Annotated in this window: 12 protein-coding genes; 5 read left to right on the top strand and 7 right to left on the bottom strand. The window is 72.2% G+C overall.

The window, feature by feature from the left end:
* Window position 1: 1 nt before the first annotated feature.
* The 4 genes from D0T12_RS12060 to D0T12_RS12045 all read right to left on the bottom strand — a co-directional run bounded on the left by D0T12_RS12060 (window position 2) and on the right by D0T12_RS12045 (window position 6,205).
* The gene (locus D0T12_RS12060) at window positions 2-1,339 is read right to left on the bottom strand and encodes a vWA domain-containing protein (RefSeq protein ID WP_117399580.1); all 1,338 of its coding nucleotides are present in this window, start codon (window positions 1,337-1,339) and stop codon (window positions 2-4) included.
* The gene (locus D0T12_RS12055; protein WP_117399579.1) at window positions 1,336-2,571 is read right to left on the bottom strand and encodes a protein phosphatase 2C domain-containing protein; all 1,236 of its coding nucleotides are present in this window, start codon (window positions 2,569-2,571) and stop codon (window positions 1,336-1,338) included. Before D0T12_RS12055 ends, D0T12_RS12060 begins: the two co-directional genes overlap by 4 nt.
* The gene (locus D0T12_RS12050; protein ID WP_456318664.1) at window positions 2,568-4,583 is read right to left on the bottom strand and encodes a tetratricopeptide repeat protein; all 2,016 of its coding nucleotides are present in this window, start codon (window positions 4,581-4,583) and stop codon (window positions 2,568-2,570) included. Before D0T12_RS12050 ends, D0T12_RS12055 begins: the two co-directional genes overlap by 4 nt.
* A gap of 416 nt (window positions 4,584-4,999) precedes the next feature.
* A complete protein-coding gene (locus tag D0T12_RS12045) occupies window positions 5,000-6,205 on the bottom strand; it encodes a hypothetical protein (protein ID WP_117399577.1) in 1,206 nt (401 codons plus the stop codon).
* A gap of 220 nt (window positions 6,206-6,425) precedes the next feature.
* Here D0T12_RS12045 and D0T12_RS12040 point away from each other — a divergent pair, with 220 nt between their 5' ends.
* The gene (locus D0T12_RS12040) at window positions 6,426-6,923 is read left to right on the top strand and encodes a helix-turn-helix transcriptional regulator (RefSeq protein WP_117399576.1); all 498 of its coding nucleotides are present in this window, start codon (window positions 6,426-6,428) and stop codon (window positions 6,921-6,923) included.
* A gap of 70 nt (window positions 6,924-6,993) precedes the next feature.
* On the opposite strand, the gene D0T12_RS12035 is transcribed toward D0T12_RS12040, so the two are convergent.
* The 3 genes from D0T12_RS12035 to D0T12_RS12025 form a co-directional block, all read right to left on the bottom strand.
* Window positions 6,994-8,124 (bottom strand): carboxylate-amine ligase, encoded by a 1,131-nt coding sequence (locus D0T12_RS12035; protein WP_233525989.1) that lies wholly within the window; start codon window positions 8,122-8,124, stop codon window positions 6,994-6,996.
* Between the two features lie 202 nt (window positions 8,125-8,326).
* On the bottom strand, window positions 8,327-8,995 hold the full coding sequence (locus D0T12_RS12030; RefSeq protein WP_233525988.1) for a Uma2 family endonuclease: 669 nt from the start codon (window positions 8,993-8,995) through the stop codon (window positions 8,327-8,329).
* Between the two features lie 103 nt (window positions 8,996-9,098).
* Window positions 9,099-10,715 (bottom strand): PucR family transcriptional regulator, encoded by a 1,617-nt coding sequence (locus D0T12_RS12025; protein WP_117399780.1) that lies wholly within the window; start codon window positions 10,713-10,715, stop codon window positions 9,099-9,101.
* A 146-nt stretch (window positions 10,716-10,861) separates the two neighbouring features.
* Here D0T12_RS12025 and D0T12_RS12020 point away from each other — a divergent pair, with 146 nt between their 5' ends.
* The 4 genes from D0T12_RS12020 (at window position 10,862) to D0T12_RS12005 (ending at window position 15,983) form a co-directional block, all read left to right on the top strand.
* On the top strand, window positions 10,862-12,169 hold the full coding sequence (locus D0T12_RS12020; protein WP_117399574.1) for an aspartate aminotransferase family protein: 1,308 nt from the start codon (window positions 10,862-10,864) through the stop codon (window positions 12,167-12,169).
* Window positions 12,166-13,665 carry a CoA-acylating methylmalonate-semialdehyde dehydrogenase gene (locus tag D0T12_RS12015; protein ID WP_117399573.1) on the top strand — a complete coding sequence of 500 codons (1,500 nt, stop codon included), beginning with the start codon at window positions 12,166-12,168 and terminating at the stop codon, window positions 13,663-13,665. The genes D0T12_RS12020 and D0T12_RS12015 overlap by 4 nt, the downstream gene beginning before the upstream one ends.
* A gap of 218 nt (window positions 13,666-13,883) precedes the next feature.
* On the top strand, window positions 13,884-14,249 hold the full coding sequence (locus D0T12_RS12010; RefSeq protein WP_117399572.1) for a hypothetical protein: 366 nt from the start codon (window positions 13,884-13,886) through the stop codon (window positions 14,247-14,249).
* A gap of 513 nt (window positions 14,250-14,762) precedes the next feature.
* On the top strand, window positions 14,763-15,983 hold the full coding sequence (locus tag D0T12_RS12005) for an ABC transporter substrate-binding protein (RefSeq protein ID WP_117399571.1): 1,221 nt from the start codon (window positions 14,763-14,765) through the stop codon (window positions 15,981-15,983).
* The last annotated feature ends 122 nt before the right edge of the window (window positions 15,984-16,105 follow it).

Below are 16,105 nucleotides of genomic sequence, written 5' to 3'. Positions count from 1 at the left end.
TTCAGCCCTCGCCCCGGAGGGTCGTCACGGTCTCGTCCTTGCGCGTCCGGACGGTCTTGCTGGACCGGGTGTCCAGCTCCATCTCGTCGGCCTTGTTGACCTCGCGCTTCAACCGGACGGTGCCGGTCCCCAGGTCGACGACGTCCACCACCCGGCGCAGCATCGAGGTGATCTCGTCGTTGCCGGCCTCGTTCGCCAGCACCACGGCCCGGCCGAGCCGCGCGGTCGCGGTGTCGATGTCGCCGTCCTTGCGGGCCTGCAACCCCTCCTGGATGGCGGCGGCCAGCTCCGCCTGGCCCGTGTAGTGCGCCACCCGGGCGTTGATCTTCGTCGAGCGCGCCTCGTCGTCCGTCCACTGCGCCAGCACGTTGCCGGTCGCGAGGACCTGGGCCTCCTCGCCGGGCGCGCCGGGCACGACGAGCTTCACCCAGGCGGCGCGCAGCTCCTTGCCGACCTCGCCGGGCGACACCTCCACGCAGATGTGGTAGTCACGGGCCTCGGCGCCCCACGCGCCGAGCGGGTAGTCGCCCGCCTGCGGAGCCGACTCGACGCGTCTGCCGGTCAGATCCTCCACCGACGGGAGGACCTGCTTGACGAACTTCAGGTTCGCGGTCTGCGGCGTCCACACCCGCAGCGCGACGTCCGCGACGGACTTGCCCATCGCCGCCTCCGTCATCGCCTGGAAGTCGGCGACGAGACCGGCCGGGTCGGCGACGATGTCCACCGTGCCGAGCAGCGCGGACGCGATCTTGCGGAGTTCGGCGACCTCCCAGTCGGTGCCGACGCCACGGCAGTCGCACACGAACCGGCGCTCGCAGCGGAGCAACACGGCTTCGAGCTCCTCAGGCGTCTCGTGCTGGTTCTTGCCGTCCGTCAGCAGGATCGCGTGCCGGATGCCGCCCTGCACGTCGTCGAACAGTTCGTCGGCGAGACGCAGCCACGACCCGATCGCGGTGCCGCCGGACGCCTTCAGCCTGTTCAACGCGACCTTCGCCTGCTCCCGGGTCTCCGGGGTCGCGGCGACGAGGCCGGGCCGGGCCGGGAACACCATCTTGGCGACGTTGGACCCGGACACGACCGCGAACTCGACGCCGTCCCGCAGCGTGTCGATCGCGACCTTCGCCGCCGCGATCGCCGCCCGCAGCTTCGTGTCGGGGTAGGACATCGAGCCCGAGGTGTCGATGATGATGACCTCGGACGCCCGGGTGGACGCCGAGACGGGCGCGGCCCCCTCGGCCGCGGTCGCCTCGACGGACACGATGGCGTGCACCTCGCGGCCGCCCTCGGGCAGGTACTTGTTCTGGTCGATCTTGACGGTGAACTGTGGCTGCTCGCTCATCGGGGCTGCTCCGTGCTCGGCGACGTGCTCTGGGGGATGCTGCTCTGCGGGGCGGCGGGGGACGGAAGCGGGATGACGGCGACCGTGATGTTGTCGCGGCCGCCCGCGTCCAGGGCGTGGCGGACGAGCGTCCGCGCGGCGCCGAGCGGATCGGCCGCCGGATCGGCCGCGGCGGACGCGTCGGACCTGTCGGCGGGGACGTCGAGGCCGGGGGTCAGGAGCGCGGCGAGGTCGCGGGCCTCCGGGAAGTAGTTCCACAGGCCGTCGCTGCACACCAGCAACGTGCCGGGCCCGGCCGGACGGAACGAGGCGACGTGCGGGCGGACCTCCCCGGCGTCCGCGCCCAGCCAGGCCGTGATGACGTGCGCGTTCGGGTGCGCCTCGGCCTCGGCCTCGGTCAGCGACCCCTCGGCCACCATGAACGCGGCCCACGAGTCGTCGTCGGTGAGGCGGCGGGACGGGCCCAGCTCCGCCATGTCGCCGGTGCTCACCTCGGCGAGCTCGACGTCCTCGATCTCCTCGGCGGACTCGACGGCGCCGTCCGCGGACAGCCAGTACGCGCGGCTGTCGCCGACCCAGCCGACCGTGACCGCCGCGCCGCGCGTCACCGCCGACACGTACGTGCAGGACGGCGCGTCCCCCGGGGACGTGCCCAGCGCCGCGACGGCCGCGGCGGCCTTCAACGCCGCCAGCCGGGTGGCGTCCTCCGGGTCCTCGCCCGCGTCCAGCCGCGCCACCAGCTCGGCGGCGCCCGTCTCGGCGGCCGCGCGGGAGGCCTCGTCGGGACGCTGCGACGAGCCGACGCCGTCCGACACCACGGCCGCGACCCCGGCGGTGTGCGCGACGATGGCGAGCGCGTCCTCGTTGCGGCTGTAGCGCCGTCCGCGGTCGCTCGCGCCCGCCGCGACCACCGGCCGCGTCCCGTTCGTCCCGCCCCGCCGGGCGGTGACCGTCATCTCCACGTGGTCGCGTTCTGCGGGCTGGCGCAGCCCGCAGGACCCGCAGTAGCCGTCCACGTCGATGACCGTCCCGCCGCATCCCGGGCAGGAACGCCCGGCCGGTCCGGCGGGCGGCACCTCGACGGGGGCCGGTTCGGCGGGCGGTTCCGGGGGCTGCGCCCCGGCGAGCCGGTGCCCGCACTCCTCGCAGAACACCTCGCCCGCGAACACGATCTCCCCGCAGGCGGGGCAGGCCAGCTCCGCCGCCTTCGCGCCGTTCGGGTCGCCGGTCACAGCAGCGTCCTCGGACGGACGGCGTTCGCGGAGTCCACGAGCCGCCGGCACTCCTCCCGGTCCCGGGTGCGTCGCGCCAGCTCCCGGTACGTCGACTCCAGCAGGCGGCGCAGCTTCGGCTCGGCGAACGGCGTGCCGAGGACGGAGCCGCCTCGCGTCCCGGCCGCCGTGCCCGGCCCGTCCAGGAGCCAGTCGAGTGCGGCCTCCAACACCTCGGCGGCGAGCCGGTCGCGCCGCTCGGCGTCCAGGTCGAGGGCGGTGAGACGGTCGCCAGCGCCGACGAGTTCCGCGGCCGTCAGCTCCGCGGGGTTGCGGCCCCGCACCACCGTCGCGATCGCCGCCACCTGCGCGGGCAGGTACTGGATGGAGATCTTCGGCACCGAGTCCAGCGCGGCGACCGCCGCGCGGCGGTCGCCCGCCGCCAGATGGACGCGGGCGAGGCCGAACGCCGCGTTGATGTAGCTCTGGTCGGTGCGCCACACCATGTCGTACAGGCGGACCGCGTCCCGCGGCGCCGTATGTTCTCGGCAGTAGGCGAGCGCCAGCTTGGGCGCGGCCTCGCCGGGCAACAGCCCGTACAGCCGGTCGAACCAGGGTTCGGCCTCGGCCGTCCGCCCCCGCGCCAGGAGCCCGACGGCGCGGTACCAGTCGACCCGCCAGTCGTCGGGACGTTCGGCGGTCAGCTCGTCCAGCAGTTCCGTGGCCTCGTCCGCCGCGCCCAGCTCGATCTTCACGCGGGCGAGCGTCAACCTGACCTCGGGCGTGCGCTCCGGCGCGTTCTTCACCGCCTCCACGACTTGCTCGGGCTCCAGCGCGCTCAACCCGGAGACGAACGCGGCGGCCGGGTCGGACCCGTCGGCCAGCGGCACCGGCAGCGCCGCCGCGGCCACCTCGGGCGGGACGGGCGGCAGCGCCGACGCGTCCGACTCGCCGCCCGCCATCCGCGTCGTGAACCGTTCGGGGCCGAACAGCCCGGAGGGGGCGGGACGCGGCCTTCCGTCCTCGGCGGCCAGGACCTCCCGCAGCACGCCGGTGAGCTGCTCCGCCATCTCCGCCGCGTCCTGGAACCGCCGCGCCGGGTCGGGATGCGTCGCCCTGCGCAGGAAGCGGTCGAACGACTCGAACCGCTGGAGCACCGGCACGTCGGAGCGCGACGGGAGCGAGGTGCTGAACGTCCGGGTGAAGCCGCGGAACGGGAAGCTCAGCACGGCCAGCGACCGGCCGACCGTGTACAGGTCGGACGAGATCGACGGCCCGGCGTCGGCGATCTCGGGCGCCTGGTAGCCGACCGTGCCGTAGATGGCGCCGCTGGGATCGTCCAACCGCCGGACGCCGCCGAGGTCGATCAGCCGGAGCTGCTCCTCGGACTGGATCACGTTGTCCGGCTTGAAGTCGCAGTAGACGAGCCCCTGCGCGTGCAGGTACTCGAACGCGCGCAGCACTTCCAGCCCGTACGCGATGGCCTGCGCGAGCGGCAGATGCTTCTCGCCCGCGGGCTGCGGCTGCTGAAGCAGGATGTCCTTCAGCGACCGGCCGCCCACGTACTCCATGACGATGTAGCCGTCGCCCTCGTGCTGGACGAAGTTGTAGATCTTGACGATGTTGGGGTGCTCGACCTCGGCGAGGAAGGCCCGCTCGGCCGCCGCGGCGGCGCTGGCGTCGGCGTCGCCGCTGTCCAGCAGGCCCTTGAGCACCACCCACCGGTCGCTGACGTTGCGGTCCTTGGCCAGGTAGATCCAGCCGAGGCCGCCGTGCGCGAGACAGCCGAGCACGTCGTACTGCCCGCCGAGGAGATCGCCCGGACGGAGCTTCGGGGTGAAGGAGAACCGGGCGCCGCACTTGGGGCAGAAGCCCTCGGTGCGGCCCGGCTGCCCGCCGCGTCCGCGCCCGACCGGATGGTCGCAGTTGCTGCAGAACCGTTTGCCCTCGGCGACCTGCGGATCGCTCATCACCGCCGTGGACGGGTCCCGGTACGGGACGCGCGGCACCTCGACCAGCCCGGCGCCGAGCATCCCGCGGCGGCCGGACGAGCGCGCCGACCCGGTGCGGGCGCTGCCCGTCCGCACGGACGAGCCGGTTCCCGTCGAGCCCGAGTGGACCGACGCCTCGGCCCTGGACGTGAGGGTCGTGTGGGCGGGCGGCGCGCCGCAGACGTCGCAGTAGCCGTCCATGATCGTCCCTGCGCAGCCGGGCAGGGGACAGGAGTCGTCGGGGACGGCCACCGGCGGCCGGGGCGCGGGCACGCTCGGGACGCTCGCCGGGGGATTGCCGCAGACGTCGCAGTAGCCGTCCGAGATCTTCCCGGCGCACCCCGGCTGCGCGCACGCGTCGGGCGCGGGCGGGGCGGGGGACGAGGAGGCGGCCACGCCGCACAGGACGCAGTACCCGCCGTCGATCGTTCCGGTACAGCCCGGCTCGGCGCACTGGCTCATCGGTCGGCTCCCTTCACCCGGGCGTTGATGGCCTGCTGGTATCCGGACAGTGTCACGGTCGCCTTCCGAAGATCGCAGGGGGACGTCCACAGCAGCTCACGGGCCCGCTCGTACATGCCGGCCAGCTCGGCGTCCTCGGCGTGGCCGAGTCTCGCGGCCTTCACGCGGTACCCCTCCAACCGGCCGCGCAGTTCCTCCCGCCGGTCCAGCAGCCCGCTGATCACGCCGACGGCCTCCCGTGCTCGTTCCAGTGCCTGGTTCGCCGTCTTCTCCAGGTCGAAGATCCGGGTCGAGACGTCGTTCCAGCCGTGGCCGCGCACCGGACGGCCCACGGCGGCCAGCCGGTCCGCCAGCGCGGCGGACGCCTCGGGCAGCTCGGGCAGCGTCGGCTTGGCGATCTTGGCGAGCGCCTCGTCCCGGACGCGGCGGGCCTCCGCCTCCGTTCCGCGCAGCCGCTCCAGGACGGCGGCGACGCCGCGGATCCGGTCGGCGAACCCGTCCCGGAGCCGCTCGGCCTCCTCCAACCCGCGGCGGACCTCCGCGAGCCCGGCCCGGATCTCGTCGAGCCGGGCGGTGTCGGCACGGCCGTCGCGCGCCAGGGCCATCGGGTCGGCGCGGACGACGACGGCGACGGTTTCGAGATCGTCCCGGAGCCGGTCGAGTTCCGGCTCGATGCCGCCGAGGGACTCCAGCAGTTCCTCCGCCGCGCGCCGCTCCGCCTCCACCTCGGCGAGCCGGGACAGCAGCGCCGACCACACCGCGTCCAGGGCGGCGATCGCCTGCGCGGCCGCCTCGTACATCGGCGTCATCCGCTCGACGACGGCCCGGAGCGTCAGCCTCTCGCCGGACGGGACGGACAACAGCGTCCGCCGGTGCAACGGGACCTCCTCGGCGGGCAGTTCGACCGAGGGGCCCGCGATCAGCCAGGTCAGCTCATTGAGCTGTGCCTGCCCCGGCTTGGCATGGCGTGCCCGAAGGCTTTCCGCCGCGTCGAGCGCGCGCCCGTACACGTCGAACAGGGCCCACAGCGACGCCACCCCCGCGCGCACCTCGGACTGGACGCGTCGCGTCTCACCGTCCAGCGACGCGCCGTCCAGCAACTGGTAGCCCTGGTGGGCCTCCAGTTCGAGCAGTGCCGCGCCGATGCGTTCCCTCTCCTCCCTGAGCCGCGCCAGCGCGCGGTCCGCCTCGTCTCGGCTCATCGGGGGCCGGTCCAGCCGCGCGTCACTCAACGCCGGTCCACGATCGGCCCATGCTCGCCCCCGATTCGCCCGATTAGAGCCCGATTTGGTGCTCAAGTTTTCCGCATGGAAGGTCGCCTTCTCAAGCGATCAGGCCCGGCGGCCCGGACGTGCGTCACGTGACTCGTTCCGAGCGTCCACACACCTCCAGAATGTCGGCACTCGAACATATAATCGAACCATGGCGAACGTTGCGACGCACCCACAGACCACGGACCCCGCGCCCACCGCACTCTCCGCCGCGGAGATCGCCGCACTCGCGCTCTCCCTCGCGCACCTCGGCACCGGCCCGCAGGCCACCACCGCGCGCCGCGCCCTGCACACCCTCCTCGACGCCACGCCCCACGACGATGTGATCACCACCACGCTCGCCACCCTCACCACGCCCCTGGACGCCGCCACCTCCGACCGGGCCCGCGTGATCGCCGCCGCCATCACCGAGCACCGCGTCGTCCGGCTCTGCTACGGCGACGCCGGCGCCAACGTCACCATCCGCGAGGTCGAGCCCGTCACCTGCCTCGTCCACCGCGACCACTGGTACCTCGTCGGCTGGTGCCGCATGCGCCGCGGCGTCCGCGCCTTCCGCTTCGACCGCATCCTCGCCGTGGAGTCCACCGGCCTCCTCGCCCGCCCCCGCCGCGCCGACCGCTACCTCCCCTTCCAGAAGCGCCACCGCTGACACCCCAGCCCAAGCCCGACGCGCCGTGCGGCCTCCCCCAAGAGCCCACGACGCGTTGGGCGGGCTCGGGTCACACCGTGACGGTTCGGGTGACGGCGGTCGCGACGACGGAGGTGACGTCGTGGGCGCGGCTGTAGACGGCGCGCTGGAACTGGGCGCCGTTGCCGCGTTCGAGGACGCCGTGCAGGAGCCGGGTGACCGTTTCAAGATCGCCCGACCGGTCGAGGGCGGGGGAGAGGTGCTCCAGGAGGGCGGCGACGACCTGGTGCGCGGGCGCGGCGCGGAGGGTGGTCGGGTGGACGAGGTCGTTGCGCAGCCCCGACCGTCCGGCGCGCCACATCGCCAGCCGCATCAGGTCGGCGCGCACCGGGTCGGGCGGTTCGCCGTCGCGCCAGGCGCCCGCGGCGGTGTCGACCAGGGCCCTGACGAGCGCGGCCATCAGCACGGCGTCGTCGGCGTCCAGGCACACGTCCGGGACGCGGATCTCCACGGTCGGGTAGTGCCGGGACAGCCGCGCGTCGAAGTAGATCATTCCCTCGTCGATGAGCGCGCCGGTGGCGAGCAGCGCCTCGACCGTCGCCCGGTACGCCTTGGCGGAGCCGAACAGCTCGGTCGGGCCGCTGGACGGCCAGCGCCCCCACACCTGGTGCCGCCAGCTGTCGTAGCCGGTGTCGGCGCCCTGCCAGAACGGGGAGTTCGCGCTCAGCGCCAGCAGCGGCGGAAGCCACGGCCGGATCCGGTCGAGGACGGCGACGCCCTCGTCCGGCGACTCGATGCCGACATGGACGTGGCATCCGCAGGTGAGCTGCTCGTCGGCGGTGGGCCCGTAGGCGTTCGCCATCCGCAGGTAGCGGTGCGACGGGGTCAGCGACGGGCGGACGGCGACCGGCGACGTAGCGAGCGCCGCCACGGAGACGCCGACCCCGGCCGCCGACTGCGCCGCGGCGAGCCGCGCCGACCTGACATGCTCGGAGATCTCGGTGAGCGAGGTGCACACCGGGGTGGCGGTCTCCAGTTGCTCGCGCTGCAACTCGGGCTCCAGCGGCTTCGAGCGGCGCCCACGGGTGAGGAACAGTTCGTCGTGACGGCGGGCGTACCGGATGACCGAGCCCGACACCGCCTGCGGCGCACCGGTCTCGGGGGCGACGAGGAGCAGTTCCTCCTCCACCCCGAAGGTGCGCGGACCTTGACGACGTCCCACCTGATGGTTCTGCCCGGCACCACGCCGACCTACATCCCCCGCGACCCACATCCTGCCCGAAACGCCCTGCTCACCCTGCATGCCCCTGACCGAGCGCTTGGTCGGCTGACTTATGCCGTGTGCCTGAGGGCGAGAGCCCGCGCACGCGTCCATGCCACCGGATCAGCGGAATGCCGTTGCCGCGCGGTGCGCGAGACCCGGGTCAGAGCCGGTCGATCTCGGTCAGGTCGATGTCGATGTCGAACGGCACCGTGAGCTTCAGCCGATCATGGTGGATCCCGGTCGCCACATACTTCCTGGTTCCAGCGTCGAGTTCGAAGACACAGACCATGGGCCGGCCGTCGCTGTTCTCCACACGCCAGAAATGAGGGATGCCCGCCTCGGCGTACAGCTGGGGTTTGCGCTCTCGGTCTCGTATCTCGGACTCCTGCGACACGACCTCGACGGCGATAACCACGTGCTCGGGTTTGAACGAGGTCTGATCTCGCCCGGTCACGCCCTTGGCGTCCACGACGAGGATGTCCAGCTCCGGTCGCTGCCGATCGGCCAGCGTGACCGTCATCTCGCGGCTGACGCGCAGCCCTTCAGGAACCTGAAGGCGAAGAGCCCCTTCGAGCAGCGAGACCGTCAGCATGTGGAAGAAGGACTGGGGGCTCACGAGGACGATGCGGCCATCGATCAACTCTGCGTGAGAGGGCAATTGCGGAAGGTGGTCAAGATCTTCTGCCCTGAAGCCTTCCGCAGGAGGAATGATCCAAGGCGGCAGAGGCTCGTCGCGTCGGTGATCTTCATTCCGTCCGTGGACGTCGGCTCGCCGGAGGCTGGAAGGCCGCTCGGGGTCAGGCATGTCGTCCGCCGGCAATGCCCTCATGGTGTCCTCCCAGCCGAGCGGGTCTGAACTCCGCGTCCCAATGCAGATGAGCCTAGCAACCTGCTCCCTGCTGTAGGGACCAGGTTACGGATTGTGAGGGGTTTCAGGGGCGTTCCCAGCGGACGGAGCTGAGGGCCAGGAGGGCTACGTGGAAGGAGACGCAGGACTCGACGTCGTCGAGGTCGGCGTCCAGGACGCGTTCGATGCGGCGTAGGCGTTCGTAGAAGGCGGGGCGGGACAGGTGCGCCTGTTGGGCCGCGACGGCCTTGTTGCGGCCGGACTCCAGGTACAGCTCAAGGATGCGGGTGAGGTCGCTGCCGCGCTGGGCGTCGTACTCCAGGAGCGGGCCGAGTTCGCGTTCGACGAAGGTCTGGACGCGGGCGTCGTCGCGGAGGAGGTGGAGGAGGCCGCGCAGGCGCAGGTCGGGGAGGCGGTAGAAGAGGCGGGCGCCGGAGCCGCGGGCGGCGACGTCGGCGACCTGTTCGGCCTCCAGGAAGGAGCGGCGGACGTCGCGGATCGTCTCGACGACGGAGCCGGCGGCCATGACGGTGTCGCCGCACTGCTTGCGGATGCGGGTGGCGACGTCGGTGAGGGCCGTCTCGACGTCGGTGCGGGCGGGCAGGGATGCCAGCACGCCGACGCGGGCGTGCGGGCCACCCTCGTCCAGGACGCCGACGAGGGCGGCGAGGCGGGCGTCCTTGCAGGCTGCGGCGGCCGACTCGGCGAGCACGGAGAGCTCCCCGACGGGCGGCGCGGACGTGCCGGGGCCGCGGTGTCGCAGGACCACGCCGAGGAGGCGGCGGCCGGACAGGGGAACGCCGAGGGCCCGGGCGCGGGCGGCGGCCTCCTGCGGGTCGGAGTAGGCGTGCGCGAGGATGCGGGCGATGATCGTCCCGTGGGCCTGGCGTTCGACGCTCTCGGCGTGCCGGTCGAGGAGACGGCCGAGGGCGAGGGTGGTGGCGGCCCGCTCGATCAGTACCGTCTCGCGGGGCGACGGCGGCGCGCCGAGGTCGATGATGAGACGGCCCCAGTCCTCGCCGCGGGCGCCGACCATGGTGACCAGCCAGCCGGACGCCTCGTCGTAGCCGGTGCGGCGGCCGGGACGAACGGCGCGGGAGCGGGTCTCCCACGCCGACAGCAGCTCCGACGGGTCGGCGCCGCTCGCGTCGGCGGCGAGGACCTGGTGGGCGAGGTTCTCCAGGACGACCGGGTGCCCGCCGAGCGAGCCGACCTGCCGGACGACCTCGTCGGTGGAGGCGCCCTCCACGGACAGCTGGGTGAAGATCTCGTGGAGCCGTTCCGAGGCGCGCAGCTCGGCGAACTGGTCCTGGACGATCCGGGCGTGCACCGACTCGGTGATGTCGACGAACGCGGGCTCGTGGGCCAGGACGATCACGGGAAGGCCGTGGTCCTCGGCGGCGCCGATCAGGGCGGGCGGCAGGACGCTGAGATAGCGGCGGCCCAGCTCGATCATCAGGCCGCTCACCCCGACCTCGGCGAGGTCGGCGATGTAGGCGCGCAGCCGCTCCGGCTCGTCCGGCAGCGCGATCCCGGTGGTGAGGACGAGTTCGCCGCCGTGCAGCAGGTGGGCGATGTCGGTGACCTCGGCGACGTGCACCCAGCGGACCCGGTTGCCGGTGCGGTCCGCGCCAGCGACGACATGCGGTTGACCGCGGCGTACCGCGTCGAGCCGGAGGACGTCGTCGACTGTGGGCAGCATCACCCGCGATGATATCCGGACAGGATGTCAAGGCTGATGATCAATTGGTGACAGGGTGTCGGGCGCGAGCAGAGCGTTAACGGGAGACGCCCGGTCGTGACACTCTGCGGGTTTCCGCGGCGTCCGAACGGCATGAGACTTGACACATGTCGGAACACGCGAACCTGCTCAAACGCCACCGGGCGGTCATGCCGTCCTGGATGGCGCTCAACTATCAGGACCCCATCGAGATCGTCGGCGGCAAGGGCAACCGTGTGACCGACGCCGAGGGGAAGGGCTATCTCGACTTCTTCACGGGCATCCTCACGAACATGCTCGGCTACGACGTGCCCGAGGTGCGGGAGGCCGTGGAACGGCAGCTCGCCACCGGGGTCGTGCACACCTCCACCGCGTACCTGCTGCGCGGCCAGATCGAGCTGGCCGAGAAGATCGCCCGCCTGTCCGGCATTCCGGACGCGAAGGTGTTCTTCACCAACTCCGGGACGGAGGCCAACGAGACGGCGCTGCTGCTGGCCGCGTACGCGCGACGCAGCCAGCAGGTCCTCGCGATGCGGCAGAGCTACCACGGCCGGTCGTTCGCCGCGACGGGCGTCACCGGGAACCGCGCGTGGACGAACGTGTCGTTCTCGCCGCTGGACGTCCATTTCCTGCACGGCGCCGACCGGCACCTCCCGCAGTTCGCCGGCATGTCGGACGAGCGGTACATCGACGCGTGCGTGCAGGACCTGCGGCACGTGCTCGCCACCGCCACCGGCGGGGACGTCGCCGCGCTGATCGCCGAGCCGATCCAGGGCGTCGGCGGGTTCACGATGCCGCCGGACGGCCTGTTCGCGGCGTACAAGAGCGTCCTGGACGAGTCCGGCGTCCTGTTCATCTCCGACGAGGTCCAGACGGGCTGGGGACGCACCGGCCAGAGCTTCTGGGGCATCGGCGGCCACGGCGTCACCCCGGACATGATGACCTTCGCCAAGGGCCTCGGGAACGGGTTCGCGGTCGGCGGGGTCGTGGCGCGCGGCGACCTGATGGACGGCCTGCACGCCGTCGGGATCTCCACGTTCGGCGGCAACCCGATCTCGATGGCCGCCGCGAACGCGACCCTGGACTACGTCCTGGACCACGACCTCCAGGCCAACGCGGCCCGGCGGGGCGCGACGATCATCGGGGGGCTGGCGTCGGCGCGCGAGCGGCTTCCGATCGTCCGGGACGTGCGGGGCAAGGGCCTCATGTTCGCGGTCGAGCTGGGCGACCCGCGCACCGGGGAGCCGAGCGCGCCGCTGGCGGCCGCCGTGATGGAGGCGACCCGTGAGCGGGGACTGCTCGTCGGCAAGGGCGGCCTGTACGGCAACGTGGTGCGCATGGCGCCGCCGATGACCCTGACCGACGCCGAGGCCGTCGAGGGCCTCGGCATCCTGATCGCGTCCCTGGAAGCCGTCAACGAGGAAGCCGCCTCATGAGCAAGCACGTCACGCACTGGATCGGCGGGAAGCCGTTCGACGGGGAGGCCGCACGCCGCGGCGACATCTACGAGCCCGCGTCCGGGCGCCTGTCTGGAACGGTCGATTTCGCCGAGGGGCCGGAGGTGGACGCCGCCGTGGCGGCCGCGAAGGCCGCGTTCCCCGGCTGGCGGGACGCCTCGCTCTCCAAGCGCACCAGGGTCCTGTTCAAGTTCCGCGAGCTGGTGCACGAGCACCGGGACGAGCTGGCCCGGCTGATCTCGTCCGAGCACGGCAAGGTCGTCTCGGACGCGGCGGGCGAGGTGGCCCGCGGCCTGGACGTCGTCGAGTTCGCCTGCGGCATCCCGCACCTGCTCAAGGGCGGGTTCTCCGAGAACGTGTCCACGCGCGTGGACGCCTACTCGATCCTGCAACCGCTCGGCGTGGCGGCCGGGATCACGCCGTTCAACTTCCCGGCGATGGTGCCGATGTGGATGTTCCCGGTGGCCATCGCGTGCGGGAACACGTTCGTCCTGAAGCCGTCGGAGAAGGACCCGTCGGCGTCGGTGCGGCTCGCCGAGCTGTGGGCGGAGGCGGGCCTGCCGGACGGCGTGTTCAACGTCGTCCACGGTGACAAGGCGGCGGTGGACGGGCTGCTGCACCATCCGGACGTCAAGGCCGTCAGCTTCGTCGGCTCCACCCCGATCGCCCGGTACATCTACGCGACGGCGGCGGCGAACGGGAAGCGCGTCCAGGCCCTCGGCGGCGCGAAGAACCACATGCTCGTCCTGCCGGACGCCGACCTCGACCTCGCCGCCGACGCGGCCGTGTCGGCGGGGTTCGGCTCGGCGGGGGAGCGGTGCATGGCGATCTCGGTGGTCGTGGCCGTCGACCCGGTCGGGGACGAGTTGCTGGCCAAGATCCAGGAGCGGGTCGCGGGGCTCAAGGTCGGCCCCGGCGACGACCCGGAGTCGGAGATGGGGCCGCTGGTGACCCGGGCGCACCGCGACAAGGTGGCCTCCTACGTGGACAGCGGTGTCGCGCAGGGCGCCACCCTCGCCATCGACGGACGCGATCCGCGGGTCCTCGGTGGCGCCGGGGACGGGTTCTGGCTCGGCCCGACCGTCCTCGACCATGTCGCCCCGGAGATGGACGCCTACAAGGAGGAGATCTTCGGTCCGGTGCTGTCGATCGTGCGGTCCGGGTCGTACGAGGAGGCCATGGAGCTGATCTCCGCCAACCCGTACGGCAACGGCACCGCGATCTTCACCAACGACGGCGGGGCGGCGCGCCGCTTCCAGAACGAGGTGGAGGTCGGCATGGTCGGCGTCAACGTGCCGATCCCGGTGCCGATGGCCTACTACTCCTTCGGCGGCTGGAAGGACTCGCTGTTCGGCGACACCCACGCGCACGGGATGGAGGGCGTCCACTTCTACACCCGGACGAAGGCCGTCACGTCCCGTTGGCTCGATCCAAGTCACGGTGGGGTGAACCTGGGTTTCCCCACCGGCGGCTGACCCCGCCCGTCGCACCCGCTCCACCGTTCCCGTCGTTTATTTTCGTCGTGCGGCGGTGGACGAATAATGCCAACATCCATTGACGGCCCCTGGGTCCGGCGACACAATCTGACTGTCTCAATTAATTGAGATGAATTAAATGTCAGGGTTCGTCGTAGAAAACACCAGGTCCGGAGCCGCAGGGTTCGGTGGAGCGGGATGTGCAGGAGAGTCGCGCGATGACCGGGTTCGACCACGCCGCAGAGGCGGACGCGCTCGGAAGGCGATTTCCGGGCTGGACCATTTGGTTCGGCCCGTTCACCGGCCACTGGTGGGCGCTGCCGCCGAGGGGCCGCGGCCTCGGCGACTTCCTGGAGGCCGATACGCCGCAGCGGCTCATCGCACGGATCGAGGTGGTCACGCTCGCCGCATCCTCATCAGCCTCCGCCGAGCGCGGCCGGCCCCGGCCGTCCGACGGGCCGTCCCGCGAAGACCCCCGGCCTGACGTGCGACGTCCTTCGAATCTCCTCCTTCTCGAAGGCGTCACACCGTCGCCGTCCGGTCGGGTGCCGGCGATCGCGTGGCCAGGCAGCACTGCAAGGTGATCCGCTGTTCCCCAACCTCGCCACGTCCGCCGGTGACCGCCGCGGCCCCCGGGAGGGGCGGCAGCCCGCGCCATATCCCTCTCCAGCAACCTCCGTGTATGGCGCGGACGCCAGCACCCGCCGTCCCCCGGGGGCCGTGGTGGTTCTCCATTAACAACGCGTCCGAAATTCGCCGACATCCTCGGTCGTGTAATTCTCACCCCAATCGCGTGCCAATAGGACAGTCTGTTCTCACCTGCAAGATATGGAACGGCGCGGCCGTCAGACGCGATCCCTGGTAATCTCCGGCCGTTTCGCCTCGCGGTCGTAGGGGAAATGCCGCGACACCGGCGAACAACTCGTGCGCGGTCGCCGGGGCGGACGGGAATGGCGGTGCGACCGGGCGCGTTACGCCGTACCGGGCAGTCACACGGGCGAGCCCGGACGCTCCCGCGGCGCCGGAGACGCTACGCTCGCCGACGGGTCCCCGCACGCGGGCGCGGGGCGTCCGGAGCGCGAAACTCGGGGAGCGGGATGCGGCTGAAGGCCACGATGCGGGTGAAGGTGGGCGCGGCCGTGGTGGCGGCCCTCGCGCTGACCGCCGCGGGCCTCGGCGTCCGGGGCGGCGACGAGGAGGAACCGGTCGGCCTCGCCCAGGTGGCGAGCACCCTCGGCCCCGGCGAGGGCATGTTGAACCTCCTCACGCTGCCCGGCGTGGTCGAGAGCGGCAGGACCGACCCGCGCGTCGACTGGGTCACCCCGTTCCAGGAGCGCACCGGCTGCGAGGTCGGCCTGAAGGTCGTCAAGACGCCCGAGGAGATGGCCGAGCTCATGCGCGACGACGACCGCCGGTACGACGGCGTCGCCGCGCCCCCCGAGGTCGCGGGGCGGCTCATCGCCGAGAACCGGGTGGCGCCCGTCAACCCCGACCTCGTGGACGGCTACAAGAAGCTGGAGCCGAAGCTGCGCGGGCTCCTCCGGCGCGACGGCAAGCACTACGGCATCCCGTACGTGTGGGGGGTCAACCTCCTCATGTACGACACCAGGTCCGTCCAGGCGCCCGGTAGCTGGGCCGCGCTGTTCGACCCCGACGAGGCCCGCCGGTACTCCGGCAAACTGGTCATGCGGGACAGCCCGCTCGCCATCGCCGAGGCCGCGCTCTACCTCAAACGCGAACGGCGCAAGCTGAAGATCCGCGACCCGTACTCGCTGACCCCCAAGCAACTCGAAGCGGCTGGGCGCGTCCTGGCCGCGCAGCGCCCGCATGTCGGCCAGTACTGGGAGAGGCCCGCCGACGCCGTCAGCGCGTTCGCGGGCGGCCGGGCCGTGCTGGGGCAGGGGTGGCCGTACCAGGTGGACGTCCTGAACCGAGCCTCCCGTCCCGTGCAGGGCGTCATCCCGTCCGAGGGGGTGACCGGCTGGATGGACGCCTGGATGATCGGGGCGCGGGTGCAGCACCCGAACTGCATGTACCAGTGGTTGCAGTGGACGGCGTCACCGGACGTCCAGCAGCAGGTGGCCGAGTGGACGGGGGTGGCCCCCGCCAACCCGCAGGCCTGCTCCGGCGACCGCCTCAAGCCCGGTTTCTGCGCCGCCTACCATGTCGGCGACCGCGACTACCTCGACGAGATCATCTTCGCGCACGCGCCGTCGAAGGCCTGCGGCGTCGAGCCCAAGGAGTCCGACGAGAAGGACTGCACCGACTACGCCGAGTGGACGAGGACGTGGATCCAGTCCACGAAGATGAACACGTAGCGGCACGTGTAGCGGCGGGGGAGGGCTCTCCGGCGCGCCCGACCGCCCCCAGCCGGACGCGCCTCACGGGTGGTCCCGGACTTCCCCCCGAACGCCCGGGTCACCCTTTTCCTGGAGAGACC

Origin of the sequence: Actinomadura spongiicola (assembly GCF_003432485.1) — a bacterium.
In the GTDB taxonomy this organism is placed as follows: Bacteria; Actinomycetota; Actinomycetes; order Streptosporangiales; family Streptosporangiaceae; genus Spirillospora; species Spirillospora spongiicola.
This window is presented reverse-complemented; position numbering and strand designations above follow the sequence as displayed.